This is a genomic window from Porphyromonas gingivicanis JCM 15907 (genome assembly GCF_000614585.1).
GTDB lineage: Bacteria > Bacteroidota > Bacteroidia > Bacteroidales > Porphyromonadaceae > Porphyromonas > Porphyromonas gingivicanis.
The window spans coordinates 298269-325186 of the sequence record NZ_BAKX01000002.1 but is presented as its reverse complement, the minus strand read 5'-3'; the positions used below and the strand labels follow the sequence as shown (position 1 = coordinate 325186).

General features: G+C 43.2%; 16 protein-coding genes and 1 pseudogene. 8 read left to right on the top strand and 9 right to left on the bottom strand.

Features of this window, described 5'->3' with window-relative positions; translation table 11 throughout:
* Positions 1-39: 39 nt before the first annotated feature.
* The 5 genes and pseudogenes from JCM15907_RS13595 (at position 40) to JCM15907_RS03500 (ending at position 8093) form a co-directional block, all read left to right on the top strand.
* Entirely contained in the window at positions 40-867 is an 828-nt protein-coding gene (locus JCM15907_RS13595) for a putative porin (RefSeq protein ID WP_051522360.1), read from the top strand.
* Positions 828-2129: a putative porin gene (locus JCM15907_RS12115; RefSeq protein WP_051522359.1), complete on the top strand. Its 1302-nt coding sequence runs from the start codon at positions 828-830 to the stop codon at positions 2127-2129. Before JCM15907_RS13595 ends, JCM15907_RS12115 begins: the two co-directional genes overlap by 40 nt.
* Before the next feature lie 298 nt (positions 2130-2427).
* Positions 2428-4147 (top strand): annotated as a pseudogene (locus JCM15907_RS10535) (SulP family inorganic anion transporter).
* A gap of 130 nt (positions 4148-4277) precedes the next feature.
* Positions 4278-5219, top strand: a complete 942-nt coding sequence (locus JCM15907_RS03505; RefSeq protein WP_025842738.1) for an NAD(P)H-dependent flavin oxidoreductase — start codon at positions 4278-4280, stop codon at positions 5217-5219.
* Positions 5220-5444: 225 nt separating this feature from the next.
* Entirely contained in the window at positions 5445-8093 is a 2649-nt protein-coding gene (locus tag JCM15907_RS03500; protein ID WP_159099907.1) for a leucine-rich repeat protein, read from the top strand.
* A gap of 189 nt (positions 8094-8282) precedes the next feature.
* On the opposite strand, the gene JCM15907_RS03495 is transcribed toward JCM15907_RS03500, so the two are convergent.
* From JCM15907_RS03495 to JCM15907_RS03475, 6 genes are all read right to left on the bottom strand, one after another.
* The gene (locus JCM15907_RS03495; RefSeq protein ID WP_025842736.1) at positions 8283-10538 is read right to left on the bottom strand and encodes a two-component regulator propeller domain-containing protein; all 2256 of its coding nucleotides are present in this window, start codon (positions 10536-10538) and stop codon (positions 8283-8285) included.
* Between the two features lie 217 nt (positions 10539-10755).
* A complete protein-coding gene (locus JCM15907_RS03490; protein ID WP_025842735.1) occupies positions 10756-12363 on the bottom strand; it encodes a RagB/SusD family nutrient uptake outer membrane protein in 1608 nt (535 codons plus the stop codon).
* A gap of 24 nt (positions 12364-12387) precedes the next feature.
* A complete protein-coding gene (locus tag JCM15907_RS13320) occupies positions 12388-13656 on the bottom strand; it encodes a TonB-dependent receptor domain-containing protein (RefSeq protein ID WP_242396789.1) in 1269 nt (422 codons plus the stop codon).
* The gene (locus JCM15907_RS13315; RefSeq protein ID WP_051522357.1) at positions 13653-15452 is read right to left on the bottom strand and encodes a SusC/RagA family TonB-linked outer membrane protein; all 1800 of its coding nucleotides are present in this window, start codon (positions 15450-15452) and stop codon (positions 13653-13655) included. Before JCM15907_RS13315 ends, JCM15907_RS13320 begins: the two co-directional genes overlap by 4 nt.
* Positions 15453-15833: 381 nt before the next feature.
* A complete protein-coding gene (efp, locus tag JCM15907_RS03480; protein WP_025842734.1) occupies positions 15834-16400 on the bottom strand; it encodes an elongation factor P in 567 nt (188 codons plus the stop codon).
* 103 nt (positions 16401-16503) lie between these two features.
* Positions 16504-19785 (bottom strand): glycosyltransferase family 117 protein, encoded by a 3282-nt coding sequence (locus JCM15907_RS03475; protein ID WP_025842733.1) that lies wholly within the window; start codon positions 19783-19785, stop codon positions 16504-16506.
* 412 nt (positions 19786-20197) lie between these two features.
* Between JCM15907_RS03475 and JCM15907_RS03470 the strand changes: the two genes are divergently transcribed.
* The 3 genes from JCM15907_RS03470 (at position 20198) to JCM15907_RS13590 (ending at position 23103) form a co-directional block, all read left to right on the top strand.
* Complete coding sequence (locus JCM15907_RS03470) at positions 20198-20509, top strand: hypothetical protein (RefSeq protein ID WP_025842732.1); 312 nt, start codon at positions 20198-20200, stop codon at positions 20507-20509.
* A 201-nt stretch (positions 20510-20710) separates the two neighbouring features.
* Positions 20711-22615: an outer membrane beta-barrel protein gene (locus JCM15907_RS10525; RefSeq protein WP_277906874.1), complete on the top strand. Its 1905-nt coding sequence runs from the start codon at positions 20711-20713 to the stop codon at positions 22613-22615.
* Complete coding sequence (locus JCM15907_RS13590; RefSeq protein WP_277906873.1) at positions 22585-23103, top strand: outer membrane beta-barrel protein; 519 nt, start codon at positions 22585-22587, stop codon at positions 23101-23103. The genes JCM15907_RS10525 and JCM15907_RS13590 overlap by 31 nt, the downstream gene beginning before the upstream one ends.
* A gap of 410 nt (positions 23104-23513) precedes the next feature.
* Here JCM15907_RS13590 and hutH read toward each other — a convergent pair whose 3' ends face one another.
* From hutH to hutI, 3 genes are read right to left on the bottom strand one after another with little or no spacing between them, the layout of a single operon-like run.
* Complete coding sequence (gene hutH, locus JCM15907_RS03460; RefSeq protein ID WP_025842731.1) at positions 23514-25010, bottom strand: histidine ammonia-lyase; 1497 nt, start codon at positions 25008-25010, stop codon at positions 23514-23516.
* Between the two features lie 3 nt (positions 25011-25013).
* Complete coding sequence (locus JCM15907_RS03455; RefSeq protein WP_025842730.1) at positions 25014-25640, bottom strand: cyclodeaminase/cyclohydrolase family protein; 627 nt, start codon at positions 25638-25640, stop codon at positions 25014-25016.
* Between the two features lie 16 nt (positions 25641-25656).
* Positions 25657-26910, bottom strand: coding sequence for an imidazolonepropionase (hutI, locus tag JCM15907_RS03450; protein ID WP_025842729.1), 1254 nt, complete (start codon positions 26908-26910; stop codon positions 25657-25659).
* Positions 26911-26918 lie beyond the last annotated feature (8 nt).

The window sequence follows — 26918 nt, the reverse complement described above, 5'->3', positions numbered from 1 at the left end:
ATTGCCTGCCACTTATCCCTCTGTGCCTTTGCTATCATTATGAAAAAAGAGAGTCGCCCCTACCACTCTACCACAAAAACATCCCTCACAAACTCTTTTTTCAAAGGGTTACTACTTCTTGCCCTTCTATTATTCGGGAAGGGGTATAGTACCATTCTGTGGGCACAAACGGGCTACTTCATACAAGGAGAGCAGGAACAGGGTGATGTAGAACTCATCAATCGGGGAGAAACTTTCCGAGGATTTAAGCTACACCCCGTCACTGGGATGCCCTATGAGAGCGATGTAGATACGATAGCTCTTGACTATTACAAACGCACTACGGTAGAAGGCAAAGGTCTTGCCGTTGGGTATAACGGCAATCTAATCGGACCTCGTCACTTCAAAACCTACTTCGACCGTACCTATCCTATTAATCCTTTTATATTCGGAGATACCTACCAAGGTCTTCTCTATGCTCAACCCTCTATTCGATTCTACGACACTCGCTCTCCCTGTACCAATATGCTCTATCAGCGTAATGGTTCTGCCAATCAACGTGAAGAGGAGTTAGACATGACTATGGCTCTCAATATAGGCAAGCCTATATCATTGGGGGGCGACTTCAACTACACGCTTTCGAGAGGTCAATACATTGGCAACCTATCACAAGGGGTTAGTTATCGCCTTTTCGGGAGCCTATCACTGCCTCGCTACGAACTCTACGCTTCGGCTGGTAACAATTACCTACGCATGAATGAAAATGGCGGTATTAAAGACGATGATTATATCAACAATCCTATGGGGTTGGGAGGGGGAGAAGTAACCTCCAATCTATCGAAATACCCGTGCGCTTCCCCAGTGGTGTTGGTAATACCTTTTTTGTAGGGCACATATTGGCAGCTCACCGCTTCAATATAGGGAGTGAGAGGAGTTTTCGCAAAGATAGCCGACTGCCCAATGGCAAGATTGCACAGCAAGATACAACCCTCTTCGTACCGGTGGGAAGCATTAGCCATCGTTTCTCCTATGATAGAGGGGTACGTCTCTATATAGGGAAGCGCAACCACCTCGACACTATCTATAAAAGAGCCTACCCCTATCTGTGGGAGGGGCGGAGCAGTCAGCAGACAGACACCCTTATGGTACTACCCTTCGACTCTATTCGTATGACTCAAATAACCAATACGGTAGCTCTTTCATTACGAGAAGGCTTCCGTCCGTGGATGAAGTTTGGACTTACGGCATATGCGCGCTTGGAAAATCGCTCTTTCTTTCAGAGAGACACTCTATCGAGCAATCGAAACATCCATGAATTCTCTACATTCGTGGGGGGACGTATCGAACGAAAAACAGGTAAAGGGCTCAACTTCGACGCAGGGGGCGAAATAGCCGTACTCGGTAGCAACATTGGAGCTCTACACATTGACGGCACGGTACAAACAGCTTTCCAAATAGGCTCTATCCCTGTTGGCATCGGTGCTCATGGAGCGTTGCATATAGACCGGCCGCCCTACCTTATGCGCCATCACCACGGCTCTTTTTTCCGTTGGGATCAAGAGTTTGCCTACACAAGGCGGTTGCTCTTGGGCGGTACCCTCTCGGCACCGAAATGGGGCACCGATATATCGCTACACTCTGCCACTATTGGCAATCAGATTTACATTGCCCCTGACGGCTTCCCCCGACAATATACCCAGCCACTCCAAATAATGGAGGGACGACTAAGACACCAATACCATTGGGGTTTCATAGGCTGGCAAATGGAGGGATCGTATCAAATATCGAGCAATCAGCAGGTGATGCCTCTGCCTCAACTTTCGGCATATGCCTCTCTGTACCTCCACTTCTACGTGGCAAAGGTAATGCGTACCCAAATTGGAGCCGACTGCTACTACCACACTCTGTACCACGCTCCCTACTACGAACCAGCCACACAGCAATTTGTCAATCAGAGGGATGTCTTGGTAGGCAACTATCCGATGCTCAACTTCTTTGCCAACTTCAAGGTACGGCGTGTGCGCTTTTTCCTTATGATGCACAACGCTACTGAGCTTTTCCTACAACCTGCCAAACGCTTCTCTTTGGCACATTACCCCATCAATCCGATGACGTTGCGTTTGGGTATCAACTTCGACTTCAACAACTAACATTCCTCTCTTTTTCCGTTCACTACCCCTCTTCGAGGTTTTCGATAAACACTCGAAGTGCAACCATTATACCTTTGTCCGAAAAGCATTAATCCTTTCGACAGAAACCATTAATCTTTCCGAGCAGAAGTATTAACCCTTTTGTTGCCCGTCGTGAGCTCTCTTTTGAGCCTATCTCTACTGGTACTCCAACAGAGATAGGCGAAAAGTCTCTTTAGGCTCTACATAAATCTCTTCTATGCTCTTTTTGAAGTACCTTTGTAGTATAATTTTTACATTCCATAGAAATAATAGAAGTATGATGCTCAACGAACGTGCCTCTGCTCTCTGGCGAACCTTTACGCCACAACTATTCCAAAGTCTTCGAGATTACAATCGTGAGAAGTTTGCCAAAGATGTAATGGCAGGCCTCATAGTCGGTATCGTTGCACTCCCTTTGGCGATAGCTTTCGGTATTGCCTCTGGGGTCAGTCCCGAGAAGGGTCTTATCACAGCCATCATAGGGGGCTTCATTGTCTCCTTTCTTGGGGGGAGTTCCGTACAAATCGGTGGTCCTACGGGGGCTTTTATCGTAATTGTTTACGGCATTATCCAGCAATTTGGCGTTGAAGGCCTGGCTATTGCCACTTTTATGGCAGGATTGCTACTCCTGCTCTTAGGCTTTCTTCGCTTGGGTACAGTGATTCGTTTTATCCCCTACCCCATCATCATCGGCTTTACAAGTGGTATTGCCGTGACCATTTTCACCACTCAAATCAAGGATTTTTTCGGACTCACTACGGAAAGCCTGCCAGGTGATTTCATCGGAAAATGGGAGGTCTATTTCCACTCTTTCAATACTTTGCAATGGACAGCTACCCTCATCGGACTTCTTACCATTGCTATTATCTTCCTTTTCCCAAAGATTTCTAAGCGCATACCTGGGTCTCTAATTGCAATTATCGTGATGACCTACTCGTGTATGTTCTTAATAAATTCACCACACTATCGGGCATGGAAACCATCGGCGACCGTTTCTCCTTCTCAGCATCGCTCCCTCAAGCAGAGTCGCTCGGGCTAAGTATGGAAAAAATCCGACAGCTTCTCCCCTCCGCCTTTACGATTGCTATGCTGGGAGCTATTGAATCTCTCCTCTCTGCCTCGGTAGCAGACGGAGCTATCAATGAAAAGCATAACTCCAATATGGAACTCATAGCACAGGGTACTGCCAACATAGTAGTACCCTTCTTCGGAGGAATACCCGTAACAGGAGCCATTGCCCGCACTATGACCAATATCAAAAATGGAGGTAAAAGCCTATTGCGGGTATTGTCCACACCATAGTTCTTCTTCTTATTATGCTCTTTTTGGGGCAATTAACTGCCTACATTCCTATGGCTTGCTTGGCAGGTATCCTCATGGTAGTGTCGTTCAACATGAGCGAAATCAAGTCTTTCACTGCCATACTCAAAGGACCTATAGGAGACAGAGCCGTACTTTTGGTTACTTTCTTACTAACGGTACTCATCGACCTAACCATAGCAATTGAGATTGGTATGCTACTCAGCGTACTCCTCTTTATGCGCCGTACTTATTTAGCCACCGACATTATCCTACACAAAAACCATATCGATCTGGACAATGAGGTAGCTCCCAGCACGCAAGAGGAAATACTTAAAGTACCCGAAGGTGTTGAAGTGTTTGAAATCAATGGTCCCTTCTTTTTTGGGATAGCAAACCGCTTTGAAGAAGTAACCAAACTGGTGGGCAAACGGCCTCAAATACGCATTTTACGTATGCGTCGAGTACCCTTTATGGATGCCACAGGAGCGCACAACCTCAAGATGATGGTCAAGGCATGTCAAAAAGAGGGCATCGCACTCATCTTATCGGGTGTCAATAAATCGGTTCATGAGACTCTCACGCAGGTAGAAATAACTGCACTCTTAGGCGAAGAGAATATTTGCCCCGACATCCATCGAGCCATCGAGCAGGCACAATGTCTACTTCAAGAAGAGCCTCGGCTCAACCAGGAATGAACACTTCCTCATAAAAGCTGTTTTTAGTGTGGAAGAGAGAGAGAAAATACCGACTTGTTATCTCCTCTTTTCTGATATAAAGAAGTAGCTTTGTAGTCGGATAATTAGTAAAAAGTATCGTTTTAATTGTATGACAAATAATAGAATAACCTCTCTCTTAGGAATAGAATATCCCATCATTGCTGGTGGTATGGTTTGGTGTAGCGGATGGCGTTTGGCTTCTGCCGTAAGCAATGCAGGCGGATTAGGCTTGATTGGTGCAGGATCTATGCACCCCGAAACACTCCGCGAACACATCGTTAAATGCAAAGCCGCCACTCATCGTCCTTATGGTGTAAATGTTCCGTTACTTTACCCAGAGATGGATAAAGTAATAGAAATTATTATAGAAGAGAAAGTACCCGTAGTAGTAACCTCTGCTGGTAACCCTAAAACGTGGACTGCTAAACTACATGAAGCTGGTTGCAAGGTACTTCACGTGGTAAGTAGCTCTAAGTTTGCTATGAAAGCCGAAGCGGCAGGAGTAGATGCTATCATTGCCGAGGGTTTCGAAGCAGGAGGACACAATGGTAAAGAAGAGACCACCACCATGTGCCTCATACCCTCTGTAGCAGACAGCGTGCAGATACCCGTAGTGGCAGCTGGGGGGATAGCCTCTGGACGTGCTATGGCTGCGGCTATGTGCTTAGGAGCAGAAGCAGTACAAATCGGTACACTTTTTGCTATGAGTGAGGAGAGTTCTGCACATAAGAACTTTAAGAACCTTTGCTGCGAAGCTGGCGAAGGCGACACTGCCCTTGTACTCAAAAAGTTAGGACCTACACGTATTCTCAAAAGAGAGTTCTACGACCAAGTGATTGCAGCCGAAGATCGTGGAGCCTCGGCAGAAGAACTCAAAGAGATACTCGGCAAAGGACGTGCCAAGAAAGGCATCTTTGAAGGCGACCTCGTAGAAGGAGAGTTAGAGATTGGACAAGCCTCAGCACAAATCAGCAAGATTCGTCCCATCGCAGAGATTATGACCTCTCTTCTGGAAGAATACAAGCAAACGCTAAATCGAATGCAAAAATAATCGACGAACCTTCGTTGTCATAAAGGCATAAATAATGCCCCCAAAAAACCTCATAGAGAAAGGCTAAAGACCCTACTCTATGGGGTTTTCTTCTTGCTATCTCTCGCTCTCCTACCACATTTGGATGTTTGGGATATTTAACTACATTTGCTCCCATTGTAACTCCACGATCTTTTTACTCACTGCAACAAAAGAAGTATTCAAACTTAAATGACCCAAGAAACAATGAAAGAAAAGGTAACTAAGAAAGGTATCGTTATAATGCTATGTATAGTATACGGCATTGTACAAGTATTGGCTCAAGTAAAAATCCCGTTGCCCGAGAAATTAAACTTTGAAGCCAGCAATCTGCTACTCGTTAGTGATGGTGATAATGAATTAGGGCTATTAGCCAAAGAATATGTAGTACTCGAAGGCAAAGGACAAACACTAACGCTCTTATACTTACCTAAAGAGAATAGAGAAATAGACTTTTCGGTAGGATATAGAATAGATCAAGCCAAAAAAGTACTCCATAATACCTCTAACAATACTTCAGCCGAGGAGACGGTAGGAGAAATATGGCAAGGAGCTTTGTTTCTTACAAATAAAGGGAACCTCTCCTATGCACCCATAGATGGAGCCCAAGAAGTACTTATAAAGCCGTTTTTATTGGAAGATAAAAGAGGCGACGAGACAGAACACTATGCCTTAGTTAAAGTAGGGTTACAGATTTGGATGCGCGACAATCTACGTACTGGGCGTTTCAATGACGGCTCTACTATTGTTACCAATCTCCCTAAAGATCAGTGGGAAAAGAGTAAATCTCCTGCAATGACTTACTATGATGGTAATAAAGATAACAAAGATAAAATGGGAGCATTGTACAACTGGTATGCCGTAGAAAACGCAATATCTATCGCTCCTAAAGGTTGGATAGTGCCTCGTATGGAAGATTGGGAGTCGCTTGCTAAATACATTGACCCTAAAGGGGCTATGACATTTGACTACGAAACAGCTTCTCTATCCTATACAGCAGGTGAGATGCTCAAGAGTAAAACAGAGTGGGTAAAGCCCTCTACTGCAACGGGACAATTACTTCCTGGTAACAATGCCACAATGCTCGATATGAAAGCCTATGGCAGTACCTCTACAAGCAAATACTTCAATGGGTATTCAGGACTCAACCGACAAGGCTATTTTTGGACCTCTACCGTTAGTGACTACTCTGATACTAAAGCTCTGTTCATCCGTCTTTACTGGGACTCCCATACCATTAACAGTTACATGGAAGATAAGTTTATGGGCTATTCAGTACGTTGCATACTCCAAGCTCCATTGCCCCTCTCTCCATGGCAAGAGGTAAACAAAGAGGAGTTAAGTCTCAATGTTTCCAAAGCAGGTGAATTGGCATCATTAGTAAAGCCTGACCAGTTTACTATGGTTAAATCTCTAACAATAAGTGGGACATTAGATGCAAGAGATTTTCGCACATTGCGCCGTTTCAATCAACTACAAACATTAAATCTCTCTAATATCTCCATAGATGCCTACAATGGCACCGAAGGTACATTGGAGGGGAGCAAAGCATACAATAAAGAAGAAATACCCGCAGAAAGTTTCAAAGGGATGACCTCTCTCGTCTCGTTTTCTGCCTCTGGTACGTTATTGGCTTTAGGTGCTGGAACTTTCGAGGGGTGCTCGGCTCTTGCCCAAGTTGTTCTTCCTGAATCTTTGAAGAAATTAGGAGGCAGTAATTTTCTCAACTGTACCTCCCTAAGTAGCCTCACACTTCCCTCTCAAGTAGAAGATTTAGGCATAGCCACCTTTAAGGGATGTACAGCCTTAGGAACTATTTCTTTGCCAAATACAATTACGCAAATCAAAGAAGAAGTTTTTAACTCCTGTCAATCCCTTACTCGTATTACTTTCTCTCCGAACATCAAGGAAATAGGAGCTTCTGCCTTTAACAAATGTACGTCTCTCAGCGAAATAGCCCTTCCTAATCAAATTACTAAGATTGGAGATCTCTCCTTTGCTCATTGTAGCAAACTAAAAAGCATCGCTTTAAGCAATGCCATAACAGAGATTGGCATCTCTGCTTTTCTAAACAATGCAGATCTAAATGAACTACATCTTCCCGACGGATTAAATAAAATAGGAAATTTTGCTTTCGAAGGGTGTACCTCTCTAACTCGCCTTGCTCTCCCCTCCTCCCTTAGTTATCTTGGAGACGGAGCGTTCAAGGGAACTGCCATACAGTTCAACCTTCCTGAAAATTCTCTATATAAACTGCACAACGGAATGCTTATGAGTAGAGACAACAAAACAGTCTATAACTTGCCCGTTAATTATGCACAACCAGTAGTTATACCAGAAGGAGTTGAAACCCTCGCTGGCTCTGCTTTTTTCGGATGCAAAAGCCTTACCCATATAGATCTGCCTTCTACTCTCAAAAAGATTAAGGCTGCTGCCTTATCCAATACAGCTCTATTCCATATTGTACTACGAGTCAATGATCCTGCAAACATAACACTCGAAGAAAATGTATTTGGGACAATGGATTATACGCGCTGTGAACTCTTGGTTCCCGAAGCCTCTTTCGACCTATACCAAACAATCGCCCCATGGAATTTATTCAAACTGTCTAAAATTACCGCTACGACCATTATTGACTCAACACCTATAAAAGTAGCAGTAAAGAAAGAGGCTATCATGGTAGTAGTACCAGAGGAATACCTTGGAGAGATGATACATCTATACACTATAGATGGTAGGCTTATTTTCTCCTTACAAATACAAACGGAGGAGGTCCAAGTTTCTACAAGCAACTTTCTCAGAGGCGCTTATTTCCTTAAAGTGGGCAAAACCAGTCAGAAGCTATACATACAATAAGAATGCTGTAAGCCTCCTTTGAGAAGGAGTACAATAACCTCTAAAAAGAACCTCATAGAGAAGGCAAATAGTCCTACTCTATGAGGTTTTATTATATACATTCCCTCTCTCTTATCATCATAAGCTCAAAGCATGAAACAAAGTATAGGCTACGCTCCATAGAGGGACGGATAGAAGTATCATCGGGAGTTACTTCACGACAAGTTTCTCTACCACCCAAATACCTTGTACTTGATACTTCACGAAATACACTCCTCTGGGCAAGCTTCCTACCTCAATCTGCTCAATGGGATGAGCGTTTCCCGAACGGATCAGCTGACCACTCTGTGTATAAAGTGTATAGGAAAGAGTTGATTTTGGGAAATAAACAATGTTATCTGACGGATTAGGATAAAGATGAAATAAGCGATCCTCTTCGGGCATTGAATTCAAAGAAAGAGCCTTTTCTACAATATCTTTCGGTTTATGAGCTACAAAAACTCCTGCATCTGTAGTGAGGACAAGATGTTCATCTCGGAAATAAGTATTGTAAACCATCAACTTATTACTCAATCCATAATTCGTTCCAAGATGTTTGTAGACTCCATTTTTTGTCCTGAGGAACAAACCATCAAGTAATGTACCGATAAAAGCATTTCCCTCACCATCAAACACAATAGAGGTCAAAATAGACATAGGATTATCTACCGGTCCTGTCTCATGCACCTTTGTATCTGTTACAGGATCGTAGATAACGAGACCACTTAGCTTACTCACCCATACTTTTCCATCAGGAGCAAAAGCAAAATTGCGAACATTATTGTCTTTTACGGTTTCAGCAGCTCCTGTATTAGGATTGACCATCTCGGTTTCTGTGGTAAAATCTATCATCCTATAAGCTCCGTCCTTATAAACTAATGCTCCATCTACTGAGCCTATCCATACCGAAGCATCTGGAGCTTGCTTTATTTCAAAGAACGAATTACACCCTTTGGGCAATACATCCAAATTTTTATCGGTATAGAAGCGATATTCCTTTGTCGTCAAATCAAGTATCCCAAAACCTAATTGTGCGCCGAAAGTACAGAGCCATATCTTATCTTTCTCAAATTGGTAGGCCTTTATTTTTGGAAAAACAGGGTTACCCTCCTTATCCTTTGCCTCTACGGGATAGGTAGTCCAACTATTCGTTTCGAGATTAAGGGTAGCAACACCTCCTTTTGTTCCCACATGAAGAGTTTTCTGAGTTTCATCATTCAGATTGGGGCAAACTGTGGCAATATAATTCGAAGGAAACCCCTTTCCGTCTTCCCCCTTAAGCGTATAGTTTTTCCAAAGTTTCCCATCAAAAGAAGAAAGCCCAGCCACCGTAGCATACCAATCCTTACCTCCGAAGTTAAAAAGCATATCCACCACATCGTTACTTGCCAACCCCGAAGAAGTCATATAATGCCAAACATCATTGGTATCTCTATAACAAATACCTCCTATGTGCGTACCAAAGTAAATCTCATTTTGGGGATTGAAGGCTATAGAATAGATGTCATTCGAGCTAAGGCCATTGGTGGTATTATAAATAGTCGATTTTCCCTCTTTTATGTGAGCTACTCCAGCTCCATCTGTACCAACCCACAAACTACCATCTTTAGCAATAGCAACAGATGTGGTAAAGTTATCGGGCAATCCCTCCTCCGTAGTCAGCAGTTTGACCGTTTTCTCTCCTTCCAATTCATAGCGAATAAGCCCTATATCACTGGCTCCGTAAAGTAAACGATTACCCTCATCAATCAACAAATCCGAAACAGCAGTCTGGTAGTTTTCAGTAATAGGAGTAAAAAGTTGTCCATCAAATTTTACCACACCTTGGAAAAGAGAACCTCCATAGAGTGTCTTCGTTTGCTTATCATAAGCCAACGAAAGGAGTTTATCAAAAGGATTATTGCCCAAAGTAGTAAAATGGTAATGCGTGAACTTACCCTCGGGAGAAAGATAAGAAAGCGTAGTACCCATCTGAGCCCAGTTAGAAATCCAAAAACCTCCCTTCTCGTCTTCGACGATATCAAAGAGGATATTACTGGCAATATGTGCATCATCCAACTCCTCCGATTCAAGAAACATCGTTACTTTTCCATCAGCACCTACACGAGCAAGGCCAGCTTCTTCAGAGCAAATCCAAACATTTTGCTTGGAGTCGATACGTAGTTTTCCTAATCGCACATTACCCCAAGTAAGGCCATCTTCCTCTCCATACACTTTCCAATTAGTGCCATCGAATGAAGCCAATGCCAAATTAGTTCCTATCCATAGTTTGCCATTCCTATCAAATTGTATTGAAAGGACTTCATCACTGGGCAATCCAGAAGAGGTATTTGCGGTGTTTGTTATCGTCCAAAAATCTTGAGCTTGAACTTGATGAGGCAATAAACTAAGTGTTATTGCCACGACGAGATAGAATAATCGATTCATTGTGATATTGTCTTAAAAAAGTATGTAAGATCTATGGCTCTTATCATTAGAACTTGAAACAAAAAATGAATAAAAGACCATTGTTTATAAAGCTCGAATAGGTACAAATATCGGAAATGATTTCTGACAAAACAAGAGAACATCTATCTAAAAAGAGAATGGGTGCCTTCTCTATAAAGAGAGACACCCACACTCCAATAATATTCAATAGACCTGATTACTTCCAGTTACGGTTCTCACTCAAGTTAGTATTGTTTTCAAGGTCACGTGTTGGGAATTCCCATACGAACATTTGCTCTGTCTTAGGATCTTTTTGCAAGAGACGACCTTCTTTATGCACGATGAACTCTTCACCAAAAGCTTGCTGAATCTTTTCCATTTCTGGCTGTTGTTCGCTACGTTGAAGAGGTTGTCCCCAACGAAGCAAGTCGTTCAAACGCCATCCCTCAGCCACAAGCTCGCGTACACGTTCGTCGCGAAGAAGAGCATAAACTTGATCTCTCGTAGCATAGTCATCGTCAGAAGTGGTCAAACCACGAGCTGCACGAAGATCTCTCAAAGCTGTACGGGCATCAGCAGTTCTATTAAGATTAACCAAAGCCTCAGCCTTAATCAAGTAAGCCTCTCCAACATTGAACAAGTGTACCCCAAACTTATCTTCACGGATTTTCTTGTCTTGGTCTAAAGAAGGATTACCTTCATGCTTTGTTACCGAACGGAAAGGAATAACGGTATAGTCTTCTCTATAGAAAGAACGTGATCCAGTATAAACTTCCTTACGGATATCACTATCTTCGTACAAATCGCATACCCATTTTTCAAGTACAAGGTAAGGAGTGAGGAAGTGTACTCTTGTCTGTTCCTTATCCTCAGGGTTAAGGTAAGCCATCCCTGTACTACCTGCATACAAGAAGCTAGTTACAGCACCAAACTGAGGAGTTGTATAGAGACGAATCATAATTTCGTCACTGTCTTCCGTTCTCCAAAGACGATTCAAAGCTGTAACATCATCAGTTCTATTACCAGTCATTCTTGTCAAGGAGTAATTTCCTATGAAGTTCTCTACTGCGTCTGCAGCCCCCTGCCAGTCTTGCATAAAGAGGCACACACGAGCTTTAACAGCATAAGCGTAATCACGTGTAATGTAAACAGCAGGTTTTACATCCTTGTTAGCACTCTCTGGAATAGCAGCAATAGCTTCATCCAAGTCCTTAATAGCCTGTTTGTATACCTCTGCACGAGAAGCTTTCGGATCAGATGCACGAGCAATAGGATCGTAGCTCAAGATTTGGATAATACCAGAGTATTGGTCATTGTCTGTAGTACCATCCCAAGGCTTCGAGAAACGGATTACCAAACGCCAGTGAGCTAAAGCTCTCATTACTTTAACTTCTCCTATATATTGCTCCAAAAGCTTGCGTTCTGGCTCTTTCAGGGTATATTCTTGGCTATCCAAAAGCTCTTGCGCACGCCACAAAAAGTAGTTGGCTTGCATCAATACGCTATAGAAAGCTCCGTAATAACTTACAATCATATCATGGTCTGTTACAGACTGACGACGCCAATTATAGAGACCATTCATAGAGTTATTATCAAGGAACGTAAGGTGATAGAGGTCACTCTGTACATCAGCTGCGTTCAAGGTATTAGGAGACTCTGCACTTCTCAAAAGAGCGTAGAGAGCATCTCTATTTTGCTGAGCCATAACAAGCGTTCTAAAAGGACCTTGCTCTGGAGTAACCTCAGGCTTGCGAGTAACATCGCAAGACACAAATGTAGTAGCCAGTAAAACTATGGCTGACAGTAAATATGCTATTTTTTTCATTTGTTTATTCTTCTACTTAAGAGTTTAGAACATTAACTGAAGACCTCCAACAAACTGACGAGTATTTGGGAAGGCATTCAAAGAAACTCCACCACCTGCTTCTGGATCGAAACCAGTGTAGCTCTTGTCTACGAAGGTAAGAAGGTTACGAGAAGAAACGTACACCTTAACACCTGAAATTATCTTCTGACTTCCTAAAAGAGTTTTTGGGAAAGTATAAGCGAGCTGGATATTCTTCAAACGAAGGTAAGAAGTATTTTCAAGAAGACGTGTGTCTACAACCAAATCCTCTCCAAATTTAGCAACTGTTCCCTTTGGATTATCTTCTGTCCACTCATCCAACAATTTCTTAGAACGGTTCATCATACTAAAACCATACACGTTGTTTTCGAGGAAGAAGCGGTCGTTATTGAATGTATAAGCTCCTGCTGTGAAAGTCCAATCCATATTGAAAGAGAGTTGGTTCTTCCAAGTTACACCCATTGACACCCCACCTGAAATAGGAGCAGAAATACGAGCATAATCAATATCTTGTCTCAAGTCACTGCTATAAACGTCTGTCTTATTTCCATCTTTGTCATACCACATTTGTTTACCTGTATTTTCATTAATACCAGCAAAAACAGGAATATGGTAAACAATAGGCTTGCCGACATTGTATTTCATAAGATTGGTAATAGCATAACCTTCTTTATTGGTCTTATCGCTGAACAACTTATCGATACGCTCATCATTGTAGTTGAAAGTAGCACTAACATAAGCATTCCAATCTTTCAAACGCAAGAAATTATATTGAAGAGTAAGGTCAATACCTTGGTTCGTCATGGCTCCAACATTTTGCCAACGAGCTCCGTACCCTGTAGAATAAGGGAGAGGGACATTCATAAGCATGTCAGTAGTCTTACGGTTGTAGTAAGCAAGATCTACAGTAAGAGTGTTATCCCACATACCATAATCTACCCCTACGCTGAACATACCTTGACGCTCCCAAGCGAGGTCTGGGTTACCGATTGAAGTAACACCGAAAGCAAGTTCTTCTGTATAATTAATAGTACCCGTCAAAGCCTCAGAAGCATACAAAGGAATTGAAGAGTTACCCTGCGTACCGTAGTTAGCTTTCAAGCGGAGAGTACTAATAAGCCCCTTATCATCAACCAATCCTGAACGGAGGAAATCGTACATAGCTCCTACAGAGAAGAATGTAGCTGCTTGGTGATTACGTCCAAATCTCGAAGAGCGGTCGTTACGAACAGTAACATCGAATGCCATGTAATCCTTGAACGTATAGTTCAAACGAGCAAAGAGAGAGAAGTAAGCATAAGCAGAAGATGATTGAGAAGGACGAACGAGGAATGAGCCAACTGCCCATGACCTAAGAACATATAGTCACGGTTACGGAGACCACGAGCCATAGCAGTAAAGCCTTCGCTTCGGTTGTCTACAAATTCTTGTCCAAGAAGAGCTGTAAAGTCATGGTCTTCTTTAACTTTGAACTTATACTCTGCCGTATTGGTCCAAGTAAGTGTGTTACTGTTGTCATAAGATTGACGGTTAAAGCCAAGACCATTTACATCTGGATTTTCAGGGTAAACAAGTCTCTGATCTCTTCCGAAAATCATATCAACACCTGCTTGTGTTTTCAAAGTCAAGCCCTCGATAGGACGCAACTGAGCATATCCAGAAGCATTCAAACGATAGCTGGTTCCCTTTGACAAGCTTGTCTCATTAGCAACACTTGGGAGATAAAGAGTAGCATTTGTCAATACTGGGTAAGATTTATGGAGACGGATATAACGAGCATATTCGTTCATATCGTTTCCATTTGCATCTTTAGCAAAAGGACTATAATAAGCAGGAATAGTAAGAGCAGCAAAAGTACCGCTATTTACATAAGCACTACCTTGGAAGCTACTGGCTTCTTGTTGAACCAAACCTCCAGAAACATTCATACCTACACGAAGCCACTCCTTAACACGAGCATCGATATTACTACGAATGTTGAATTTTCTATAACGAGATGTCTCTGCAGAGATACCTTCTTGAGAGAAATAACCTCCAGAAACATAGTAAGAAACATTGTCACTACCACCAGCAATAGACATATCTGTCTGGAATGTAGGAGCATGTTTACCCATAAACACATTCAACCAATCATACTCGCGAAGTACCTTACCTGTATAGTTGCCATCTGAGTCTACTTCACCAGCAAAAGCAGTTCCCTTAAATCCTTTTAAGAATTCAGACCCAGGCACGGCACCATCATTTTGGCTGACACGATGTTTCATTTGATATTTGAGCAACTCTTGAGCAGACATGATATGCTCAAAAGGACGACGGCTGATAAGAGAAGAAACACCATACATGGTACTTACAGAGATTTGACCATCCTGGTTAAGTTTACCTCTTTTAGTAGTAATAACGATAACACCGTTAGCAGCACGAGCACCATAAATAGATGTTGAAGAAGCATCTTTCAATACTGTGATAGACTCAAAGTCGCTGGGGTTCATCGCCATAACCACACCTGCAGAAGTTTGCACTCCGTCTACGATATAAAGAGGAGAACCTCCAGCTCCCAAAGAAGCGTTACCGTGGATTTGTACAGAAGCTACTGCGTTAGGGTCACCAGAACCTGTCTCAACTTGCATACCTGCTACTTGACCTTGGAGACCGTCCATAACGTTTGCCACAGGCTTGTTCTCCAACTTTTCGCCAGATACACGTGCCACAGATCCAGACACAGTGCTCAACTTCTGTCCAGAACCATAACCTACGACAACAACTACATCTAAGTCTTTGCTATCGCTCAAGACGATGTTCATTACATTTTCGATGTCATGTTCTTGTGCCTGCATCCCTACGTAAGAAAATCTCAATTTCTTAGCATTAGCGGGTACAGAGAGTTTGAACTTACCATCAAAATCAGTTGTAGTACCAATAGTAGGTTGCCCCACTACTACAACACTTGCGCCAATGAGAGGTTCGTTGTCCGTAGAAGACACAACGGTACCTGTCACTGTCCTATTCTGGGCTACAGCCCATCCCAAACCCATCATGAGGGTTAGGAAGAATAGTGCCAATCTTTTCATAGACATTTCTTTTTCCGTTTTACTAATTAGTTATCTTTTTCTATTTCTTCCATCTTTAATCCAGAGGAGGGACTTCTCACCATTCTATCTCGAATAGAATACCCCTATTCTCCAAGCAGTCTCTCAACAGGAGCAATCTCTACTCCCGAATAGTTCTACCTGCTCGCATAAGCACTCTGCCCCACGCGCATACCTATTTAAGAAGCACGTTTTTTGAAAAACATTTACAATCGTTAAACAAGTATTGCCAGCAAATATACTAATTTATAACTATCCCACAAGCGAAATACCCCTTAATAATTATAAAGAGGACTTTCTAAATTGAGAGACTTAGCACACCCAACAGAGAGGTGTTACACAGAGGATTTGCCGAAGTTTTAATTATTCCTTGACACGTCCTATATAGGAGCCGTCTCGTGTATCAATCTCTATTAACTCATCGTTTTGAATGAAAAGAGGCACACGAACCTCTGCTCCAGTCTCAAGAGTAGCGGGCTTCAATGCATTAGTCGCGGTATCTCCCTTTATACCGGGTTCGGTATAAGTTACACGGAGCACAACATGTGCTGGCAATTCACAAGTAAGTACGGTTTCGCTCTCGGCATGCACCATAGCCTCTACCATATCTCCATCTTTGAGAAATTGCACTCCCTCGATGCTATCTCCAGGAATTGAAATCTGTTCAAAGGTCTCTGGATGCATAAAATTGTAGCCCATTTCATCTTTGTAAAGGAACTGATAGGGACGACGCTCGATACGCACCTCCTCTACCTTAACACCACTGTTCCATGTTTTGTCCAGTACACGACCCGTAGCTACGTTACGGAGCTTAGTACGCACAAAAGCAGGACCTTTACCTGGCTTTACGTGCAAGAATTCAATAATAAAGAAGTATTGCCCATCGATATCAAGGCACATACCATTTCTAAAGTCAGCAGTTGTTGCCATATATAATATGTATAAATCTAAGTCTGTTCAATTCTTATCTCCTGCCTACAAAAGTAGGTTTTTTCATTCAATCGCCACAAGGCTAAAGGGAGGAAACTCTATCTTATTCTTGCACTTGATTATTTTCAAGACTCTCCTCCAAGCCTCCTTGCCCTGTTGCTACATTGTCTGGAAGGGATTGCTCTGGCGCACCATAAATAGCTGTAAGATAAAGGGCTAACTCTTTTTCATACGGGGTCGCTATCGAAGAACCATAGCGACGTGCCAAAACAGCAACAGTTTGCGCCGCATTCAAAGCATTTTCAAAAGTTTGATCTTGATAAATATCGAAAAACACAGCTTGTGCCGCCTTATTGCCTCTATACAACTCCATAGCCCAGCGTATGGTACGCATATTACTTTCAAGCACCGCCTTAGCTATTTCATCGGCTTGCTCTCGCATCTCGGCATCATAGCAAGCAATCGCCAAAGGAATATCGGCTCTTGTATAAGGAATAGCCTTAGGATGCAACTCTTGGAAGCATTTTTTCAAAACCTTCTGAGCACGTTCCTTATCGCCTCTCTGCAATAATGCCTGTACCAAATTTGGGAAAAGAACTCCTCTGTAATAGTATCGAATAGTACCGCGAATATAATCGTCGTAGTAAATATCGGGATCAGAAGCTCCAAACCAACGATACTTATTCATTACTAAATCATACTCTTTGTCTACATTTATCTCTTGAAGAGTTCCCTTCGTTTCAATAGGATTCACCCTGTAAACCACTCCATTCGAAGAGAGGTGATTGGGGAAGTTGGCAAAGACATCGTCTATAGGGGTAGATTTAGCCCAATGAATCGGACGTTTCCACTTATTCGTTTGCAAAAGGTCTAAGAGTGCCATTTTATCTCTTGTTATCACTCGCGTACCCGACAGTGAGATATACATTTCAGAGGGGATAGACATCCCTTTCAGCTGGGGGAATGCCTCTACAATCTGGAGTGAATCAAGAGGTATTGTCAATTGATTAGTGGGCAATACTGCCGTACCATACGCAGGCAAAGGTTGTACCATACGCTGTAAAGCACTACCCGCCTGTTGCACTCCACTTTCCTGCACATAAGCAAATGGATTGGGATAGTAAAACTGAGGCGTCATATACTGCAATGGCATCGGCTGAGCCTCATGCGACTGCTTACGCATCTGATCAACATACCTTTCGTCCGAAAGATAGCTAAGATTAGCGGTAAGCACATCAGGTCTAACCCCCTCTACTTCTTGCGCATACCATAGGGGGAATGTATCATTATCACCAAAGCAGAAAAGAATGGCATTGGGTTCACAACTCATCAAGAAATTGTATCCAAAATCAGCAGCTACGGTACGCCCTGAACGATCATGATCATCCCAATTTTGGGTAGCCATTTGTAAGGGTACCAAAAGAGCTACCACTAAGGCAATACCACTACTGGGGAGGGGAGACAACTTTGCCCTTTGCAAGAGGGAATAGAGACCTGCTATCCCGAAACCAATCCATATAGCGAAGGCATAGAACGAACCTGCATAGGCATAATCTCGCTCACGAGGTTGCCCCGTTGTCTGATTGATATAGAGGACAATAGCAATCCCCGTCATAAAGAAGAAAAAGAAAGTTACCCAAAAGCTCTGAGCCCCGCGAACACCTCGCATCAACTGAAAGCCAATACCTAGCAACCCCAACAAAAGAGGCAATAAGTAATAAACATTATGAGCCTTGTTGTCAGTTAAAAAATCAGGCAACTGCTGAGCATCTCCAATTATCATTCGGTCTACAAAAGGAAGCCCAGTAGCCACTCCTCCATTAATGCGCCCCCCATGTCCTTGTATATCATTCTGTCTACCGATGAAGTTCCAAGCAAAGTAACGCCAATACATATATCCTAATTGATAGGAGAAGAAGTAGCGCAAATTCTGCCCAAAAGTCGGCTGAGACATATCGTCATATGCACGCCCCATCCAAAGGTTATAGCCATATATATGAGCAGGTTGCGTAGAGAAAGCACGAGGGAAGAAAACTTTCTTATCGTAGACCGCTTTTTCCTCATCGTAAAGTTTGATATACTGGTCTTTATCCTCTGGAGAGTTCTTAGGGGCTGGACTCCACACACCATTCCCCATTTCCCTGCCTACCATCTTAGAGGCAAAGGTTGGTCCTGATATGTGGGGAATAGTACCATACTGCTCTCTATTGAGATAGCGTTTGAGCACCAATGCCGTGTTGGGCATATTTTGGTTCATTGGGGTACCTGCAACAGAACGCACCAATATAACTCCATAGGAAGAGAAACCTATCAACACTGCCAAGAGAGACATCTGCAAGGTAAAAAGCGTAGAGAGGTTGATACGTTTAAGTCCAAAGATCAAGTAAGCCAATCCCGCCAACAAAATAGCCCAAACGAAGAAGCTATCGGTCATAAAAGGAATACCCATAAACGTTGCCGTTAGAAAGATAGAGAGACGACAACGAAAGAGATTACGCTGGCGAGTAAACTCTACCACAGACCACGCAAAGAGAGCGAGCAAAAATAGCAAGTAGGCTATAAATCCAGAGTTGAACGAAAGCCCCAAAGAGTTTACGGCAAACTTATCTATCGAAGCTCCCAACTTGGGTACTCCCTGCACAATGCCGTACATCATAACTGCAATGGTAACGAAAGAGAGCACAAGAGCTATCAACGCACCCTTAACAGAGGGGGTTTTCCAACGTTTGTAGTAGTAAATCAAAGCCATGGCGGGGATGCAAAGCAGGTTGAGCAAGTGCACCCCAACGCTCAAACCTAAGAAATAGGCTATAAGTATCAACCAGCGGTCCGACCCCTCTCTGTCAGCTTGGTCTTCCCACTCCAACATCAGCCAAAAAACAAGGGCGGTAAAGAAAGAACTAAAGGCATACACCTCCGCCTCTACAGCACTAAACCAAAAAGAATCGGTAAAAGTAAAAAGCAAAGCCCCCCCTATCCCCGAGGCGAGTACGGCAATGGCTTGTCCTAACGAGAGTTTTGCCTCCTGACCATCTAAAGTATGCCCACTACGCACACCGGGAGCCAAGAGTCTACGCACCATGTGGGTAATGGTCCAAAAGAGGAAAAGTATAGTAAAAGCACTCAACAAAGCACTCGTTGCATTGCAGTAAAAAGCTACTTGAGTAGGATCGGAGGTAAATTGAGACACCACATTGTAGACCAGCATAAAGAAAGGAGCACCGGGTGGATGCCCTACTTCTAACTTGTGGGCAGAGAGGATAAACTCCGCACAATCCCAGATACTGGCAGAAGGTCCTATGGTCATCAAGTAAGTAACCGCTGCGACCAAAAACACCAACCAGCCTACCACTCGATTGGCTCTACTAAATACTTTCCATTCCATGGGCAAGATGTATCTACTTCTAAATCTTAAAATATCAAATAGCAACAAGCATCTTTATAGATATAAGACACAAAAGCTAAGCGCAAAAATAAGCAAACTAAAGGAGACTGTTACACAATAGAGTTGAGGCAATACGGTTTTCGATAATTGGATGCCCCAAGCGCCTACCTAACCTCTGCTCTATACGTGGATGTAGCACGGCGAATAGAAGCATTGGGATGGGTCGCCGTATGGGAGTTTGCGTCTGCATATATACTAAGGAAGAAGAAATCTAAAAAAGTTTGACTTTCTGACAAAAAACTATACTTTTGAAGTGCTAAAAAAAAACACAACACACTAACATTATGACAAAAAAGATGGTAAAAGTAGGAGCTTTCCTCACCGTACTCCTATTGGTTTTCAACTCCTGCTTATGGTTACGCTCTCCTCAGAAAAAATCCGTAACATCAACGAAGATTCTCTATTTTTCGCTCAGATGCCTCCCGCCTCTCAACTCGGTGTGGGACTTGTGGCATTTGAGATCAATGGCAAACCCTATGTTTACCCCTACGATGCTTTTCCCGACTCGCACTTCCACTCTTCGTGGAAAAATAAAGAGTTCACATTCCAAATTGACAAGATTGACAGCGTCTCAAAATACATATCAGGACGTTTTTCTGGTCCCATCATTGCAGAGAAAGACTCCACTCGATCTGTAACATTTTTCGATGTAGAGTACCGCTGAAAAGACAAAATAGGGAGTTTGACATTCCCCTCAAAAAGAGCGAATTTGCCCTCTATATAGTTTTGAAGTACTGAGAAGAAACAAGAAGTATTGTATAATGACAATAACTATGCAACGCTCAACAGAATGAATATTTTCCTAAAAGGTCAGAACAACAAAAAAAATATCAATAAGTATCTTTAGACTCTCCCTACTTTATTTATGTATAGGTTACTTACTCTACTTTCAGTATTACTCTGGACAACGACTCTACTTGCACAAAATCTAATTGGGACAATCTCTGGAAATATCCGAGATAATCAAGGCATATTAACGGGAGCATCGATTTTCTTAGTTAAAGATTTATCGACTCAAGAAATCATCCAACATACTGTAAGTGGAACCAATGGAGAATTTTCATTAGTTATTCCTGAGGGTGATTATATTTTAGGGGTAAGTTTCATTGGATACGCTCTTTACGCAAAAGAAATACATATCACTTCTGAGAAGCTGGATCTTGGCACTATCACTCTACAAGAAACCACTCAAGAACTTCAAACAGTGGTCGTTCAAGGCAAGGCTGTCCGAGTGCGTACACAACCTGATGGGTTCGTTGTAAATGTAAAAGAATTTAGAGAGCGAAGCAACGATGCTCTTGACTTGTTAAAATCAATACCCAGAGTACAAGTAAAGGGAGATCAACTTTCCGTAATCGGTAAAGATAAGGTATTGGTTAAGGTAGGAAACATCTTACAGCGTGTAGAAGCATCCGAAATAGCCTCTGTTCTTAAAGGATACGATGCTGGTCTAATTGACCGAGTAGAGGTTATCACTCAGCCCCCTCTTCGTTATGACCCTGATGGGAATACAGCAATGATTATACTACACACCTCTTCTATATTCAAAGAGTATATAGGAGGGATTATAGGCACCGAAGAGATGTGGGGGAGCAAAGACAATTTTCGCTTTGGAGGTTATGGAGCACTACATTACAATCGTCGGGGAGTTTTTGTCTCTCTTGCCCCCTCTATCAACTTTAATGGCTCTGAATATTCAGAGCAACAAGAATATCAAATAGGACAACACCAATATAAAGTACAAACCCCCTCTGTGGGACAATTCAATTATAAAGGTATACGCGGCAATTTGCAATATGAATATGGAGACAAGAAACTAATAGGGTTAGCTTTCTCGTGGAATAAGAAAAAACACAACAATCAGTTCGAGAGTCGAGAAATATCGACTCAATTAGGGAAGGCTGAACGTGTAGTAAATAACCAAAATAGCTACAAATCAAGCGAACCACGTATAACAGCAACTGCCTATTGGGAGACTTCCTTTGGGCAGAAAGGACACCAAGTTTGGACAGAGCTATCCTATTTCAATCTTACCAATCGCTCTCAGACAAACTATGTAGGGTATGAACTCTTTCAAAACACACCTTTTTTGAAATACTTAGAAGGCAACGATATAAACACCTCTGGAGTAAATTTAAATAATGACTATTCTATCTATATAGACTCGGAGCATAAATACTTACTGGAGACTGGGATAAAGGGGAGTTGGAGTTTTACGACCAATTATAGGACACATAACGAACATAGAAACCTCAGTCCAACAACCCATCAAAGCAACAGTATACAATGGGATGAATTGATACTAACTCCCTACATAAGTAGCACGCTTCGATTGGGCGAACGGTGGTGGATGCGATTAGGACTAACATATGTCGGCACCCAATCTCTTCTACAACAAATAGGTAAAAACACAGCAGGTATTCCCAAAGTATCAATGTACAATAATGCGTGGCTACCCTTGCTACACACCAGCTATACTCTATCATCCAATCATCAAGTTACATTCTCATTCAACAGTTCTATTAACCGCCCTAAATTCAAAGACCTCAATCCATTTGTATGGCAAATCAATGAATATTCTTTTTATCGAGGGAATACAAACCTACGCCCTCAACTTTACTATACCACAAGTTTAGGATATACTTTCAAAAGAGCACTATCCATCAAAGGTAAGGCTAAAAGAGGGTTAGGGTTAATCACTTCTCTATCAACGATGCAAGGAGAGAACGTATATACCAAATGGAAAATGCTCAAAACAGTCTATTTTTAGGACTCGAAGCTGGATACTACTTTGATAAGTTAAGCTGGATAAACGCTAGTATAGACGGTTATTACGGTTGGAGTCAATATACCTCAACCCATCACTCTCTCCTGCCCCAAACAGAAGGCAATGAATGGGGACTAAGTGGGTATTTAGATTTTACCTTCAATAAAAGTCGTACATGGACAGGGTATATATCGGGAGAGTACACTGGACGCAAAAATACAACCGTTGCATCTATCGAACCTCAATATGATTTAGGTATAGGCATGAGTTATTTTCTACTCAATAGACGTTTATCCCTATCAGTTGCAGGTATAAATCTTGTCTCCTCTGCCTACAAGGGAGTTAGCCATCGAGTAGGCTACTCCATTGCATTCAACAATAGATACTCTTATCCTACTCTTTATCTATCTATTTCCTATAAATTTTCTAATGCGAAAGATAAAGCGAACAGTCGCTCCAAAGGTGCTCAAGAAATTGAACGTCGCTTCTAATTATATTTAATGGGATAGCTAAGTCGAAGAGCCATTAAGTATAACTGGCTATTCTTAAAAGGTTAAGGGGTAGAGGAGAAAGGTTCGAAGGTTGCAAAAGTTTGCACGGATGGTTACGAGAGTTTGCACGGGAGGTTTCAAGAGAAAGGTATATACCTTTTTCATGAGGCGTTAGTAGCCTTTGAATCAGCACAATAATCACCCATTGCACGAACTATTAAAGGGAGTTACTCAAAGTATTGGAAGGCATTACTCAAGAGATTGGAGGGGCACCACTCTACCCTCTATCGGGAACGTGCAAAAAGACTTGTCAGCCTATAAAAGAAGAGCCTGCATAGACCGCAAATCTACGCAGGCTCTTGTTGTATCTATCCCACAGATTAAAGTCTATCGGATAGTAGTTTTATGGTTTATTGGAAGTCGTACGAGCGAACAAATTCGGTAGCATCCTGAATTTGCTTGTACATCACCACATCTTCCTCTACACGAGGCACAACACTACGGAAGGCACTCATCATAGCTTCGATAGTAGGTGAACTCTTGGCAGGACGACGGAATTCGAGTGCCTGTGCCGCATTCATCAACTCAATAGCGAAGATGTGCTCCAAGTTGTCTATAATGGGGAGCAACTTAGTAGCCGCATTAGCTCCCATTGAGACATGGTCTTCTTGTCCGTTGCTCGAAACGATGCTGTCCGAAGCAGCCGAGTAGCAATACATCTTGTTCTTGCTCACCATAGAGGCGGCTGCATACTGAGGGATCATGAAACCTGAGTTCAAACCGGGATTAGCCACGAGGAACTCGGGCAAGTCACGCAAGCCCAAGATGAGTTGGGCCACACGACGCTCAGAAATGTTTCCTAACTCTGCCAAGGCAATCGCCAAGAAGTCGTACACAATCGCCAAAGGTTGCCCGTGGAAATTACCACCCGAAACGACGCAATCTTCATCGGGAAAGACGGTAGGATTGTCCGTAACGGAGTTAATCTCTGTTACTACCACGCTCTCTACATAGTCAATCGCATCACGAGAAGCGCCATGCACTTGAGGCACGCAACGGAAACTGTAAGGGTCTTGTACCTGCTTTTTGGGGCGACGGATAAGCTCACTACCCTCCAACAACGCTCTCAAGTGACGTGCCACTGTAAGCTGTCCTTTGTGAGGACGGATGATGTGCAACGCATCGGAGAAGGGGGCATCAAGTCCATCAAAAGCCTCCAAAGAGAGAGCAGCGCAGCTATCTGCCAAATTCGCCAAACGGCGAGCCTTGATGAGTGCATATACACCGTGCGAACTCATAAACTGAGTACCATTGAGCAGAGCCAATCCCTCCTTGCTTTTAAGGGTTACTTTGCTCAATCCCAACTCGGCATACACCTCTTTGGCATCACGCTTCTCGCCCTTATAGCGCACTTCGCCCTCTCCAATCAAGGGGAGGAAAAGGTTAGACAAGGGAGCTAAATCGCCAGAAGCACCGAGCGAACCACGGTCGTAAACAATAGGCAATACATCGTTGTTGAGCATATCTAAAATACGCTCTACGGTAACTACCTGCACTCCACTATGACCCAACTGCAAAGCATGAGCCTTCAAAAGCAACATTAGGCGCACTATGTCGGGGTGCACCTCTGTACCACAACTACAAGCATGGCTCTTAACCAAGTTTTCTTGTAGCGTAGTAAGCTGTTCGGGAGATATGGTTCTATTGCAGAGTGAACCGAACCCTGTGGTTACTCCGTATATGGGTTTATCGCTCTCCTTTACTTTATTGTCGAGATAGTCACGGCAGTGTTGGATGCGTGCCTTTGCCTCTTCACTAAGAGCCAAAGGGAAACGCTCCTCTAAGTATTGAGCGCAAAACTCAAGAGTCAGCGGAGCAGAGCCTACAAAAAACGTATGATCTGCCATAACTTATTCGCACGCTTTTTTGGTGTACTCGATTACTTTCGCTTCACGAGCCATAACATCGGCTTCCAAGCGGTCTGCTTCGGCTCTCATTTCGGCTACAAAAGCCTCATCTTTGAGTGAAGTCAAATTGATGCGTACATTGAAGAGCGCGCCCACAATGGCTACTCGAGCACACATCATGGCTACACATCCATCAGTAACAGCGTTTTGATTACCACGTGCTACCACCGCTTCGATGCGAGGGAGCAAGGTAGAGGTACGGCGAGCCACTTCCATAGGTACGAGGGCAGCCTTTTTGGTATTCTCTTGTATCGCTGCAGAACGAATAGCCTTCTCTTCATCGGTTTCTTTGGGCAGCTTAAAGGCTTGCGCTACACCATCATAAGCATCACTGTCCCTATCAACATCGAGTACAAGTTCTTTCTGGATGGGAGCCACATCGGCAGCAATAGCCTTCATCTCATCCTCTACCTCTGCATATTTCTTTTTACCAACGGTTAGGTTGGCTACCATCTCTGTAAGTGCTGCGGCAATAGCGCCATTGAGAGCAGAGATACTACCACCTCCAGGCACAGGAGCTTCGCCTGCGGTTTCAGCCAAAAGACCTTTTACGGTTAATTCTGTTAGCATAACTATCTTTTATTTCTTAATTGATATGATTTGTATATACTACGCCCTTCTTGATGGTAGAGCGTACAAGGTTTACACCAAAGTGATAAGACAAGAATTTATACGAGGGGAAGCGTAAAATGACCAAATCACCCTGCTTACCCTCTTCGATACTTCCTATACGGTCGGCTCTATCTATGGCAGCAGCACCATTAATGGTTAGTGCAGTTACCGCCTCTTCTACAGTCATTCCCATATATATCGTAGAGAGAGCAAACATAAGAGGCACCGATGAACTAAAGCAACTACCTGGGTTCAAATCGCTCGCCACAGCCACGGCACATCCGTTATCTATCATCTTGCGGGCAGGAGCGTAGTCCGCCTTAAGACTAAAAGCGGTACAGGGAAGCAAGGTAGCTACCGTGTTGGAGTTCGCCAAAGCCTTGATACCCTCATCGGAGATTTGCAACAAGTGGTCGGCAGAGAGACAGCCCAATTCGGCAGCTAACTCTGCTCCTGCAAAGGGTACAATCTCATCTGCATGCATCTTTAGTTTAAAGCCCATGGCTCGTGCTGCATTGAGCAACTGACGGGTTTGGGCATGGTCGAAAACCCCTTTTTCAGTAAATATATCGCAACACTCTGCCAAGTTACGCTCACGCACCACAGGAAGTACCTCTCGAATAATGAAATCAATGTACTCCGTAGAACGCCCCTTATACTCCTCGGGCGTATCATGCGCTCCCATAAAAGTGCTAAACAACTCTACGGGATGCGACTTCTGCAAGCGTTGTACTACCTCTAACTGCTTGAGCTCGGTATCTAAATCCATACCATAACCGCTCTTCGCATCGGCGGTAGTAACCCCCATGGATAACATAGCATCCAAGTGCGCACGAGCCGAACGCTCCAAATCTTCTATGGATGTGGTACGTGTAGCACGCATCGTATTGGCAATGCCTCCACCACGCTCCATGATACTCATATAGCTATCGCCTGCCAAGCGCCACTGGAACTCATCTTCTCTATAACCTCCGAATACCAAATGGGTATGGCTATCGACAAAACCTGGCAATACGGCATTACCTTGAGCATCGCACACCTCGCACCCCTCGGTAAGGGAAAGGTCTAAATCTTTCGCTGCTCCTGCAAAACGGATAATACCGTCTCGGATAACCACAGCAGCAGGTCCTTCGACAACCGAGAGGTCTCTCATCGCTTCAGCTCCATGCTTTGCTTGCTTGCCTCGACAGGTTACGAGCTGACCTATATTTTTTACATAGAGGTTCATCCTATTAT

Excerpts from the sequence above, each read along its gene's own strand:
- JCM15907_RS03490 (WP_025842735.1), bottom strand. The coding sequence starts at position 12,363 with ATGAAAAAAATAGCATATTTACTGTCAGCCATAGTTTTACTGGCTACT.
- JCM15907_RS13315 (WP_051522357.1), bottom strand. The coding sequence starts at position 15,452 with ATGAAAAGATTGGCACTATTCTTCCTAACCCTCATGATGGGTTTGGGA.
- JCM15907_RS03455 (WP_025842730.1), bottom strand. The coding sequence starts at position 25,640 with ATGCTAACAGAATTAACCGTAAAAGGTCTTTTGGCTGAAACCGCAGGC.
- JCM15907_RS03495 (WP_025842736.1), bottom strand. The coding sequence starts at position 10,538 with ATGAATCGATTATTCTATCTCGTCGTGGCAATAACACTTAGTTTATTG.
- hutI (WP_025842729.1), bottom strand. The coding sequence starts at position 26,910 with ATGAACCTCTATGTAAAAAATATAGGTCAGCTCGTAACCTGTCGAGGC.
- JCM15907_RS03500 (WP_159099907.1), top strand. The coding sequence starts at position 5,445 with ATGAAAGAAAAGGTAACTAAGAAAGGTATCGTTATAATGCTATGTATA.
- JCM15907_RS13590 (WP_277906873.1), top strand. The coding sequence starts at position 22,585 with ATGGAAAATGCTCAAAACAGTCTATTTTTAGGACTCGAAGCTGGATAC.
- JCM15907_RS03470 (WP_025842732.1), top strand. The coding sequence starts at position 20,198 with ATGGTTACGCTCTCCTCAGAAAAAATCCGTAACATCAACGAAGATTCT.
- JCM15907_RS03505 (WP_025842738.1), top strand. The coding sequence starts at position 4,278 with ATGACAAATAATAGAATAACCTCTCTCTTAGGAATAGAATATCCCATC.
- JCM15907_RS13595 (WP_051522360.1), top strand. The coding sequence starts at position 40 with ATGAAAAAAGAGAGTCGCCCCTACCACTCTACCACAAAAACATCCCTC.
- JCM15907_RS03475 (WP_025842733.1), bottom strand. The coding sequence starts at position 19,785 with ATGGAATGGAAAGTATTTAGTAGAGCCAATCGAGTGGTAGGCTGGTTG.
- hutH (WP_025842731.1), bottom strand. The coding sequence starts at position 25,010 with ATGGCAGATCATACGTTTTTTGTAGGCTCTGCTCCGCTGACTCTTGAG.
- JCM15907_RS10525 (WP_277906874.1), top strand. The coding sequence starts at position 20,711 with ATGTATAGGTTACTTACTCTACTTTCAGTATTACTCTGGACAACGACT.
- efp (WP_025842734.1), bottom strand. The coding sequence starts at position 16,400 with ATGGCAACAACTGCTGACTTTAGAAATGGTATGTGCCTTGATATCGAT.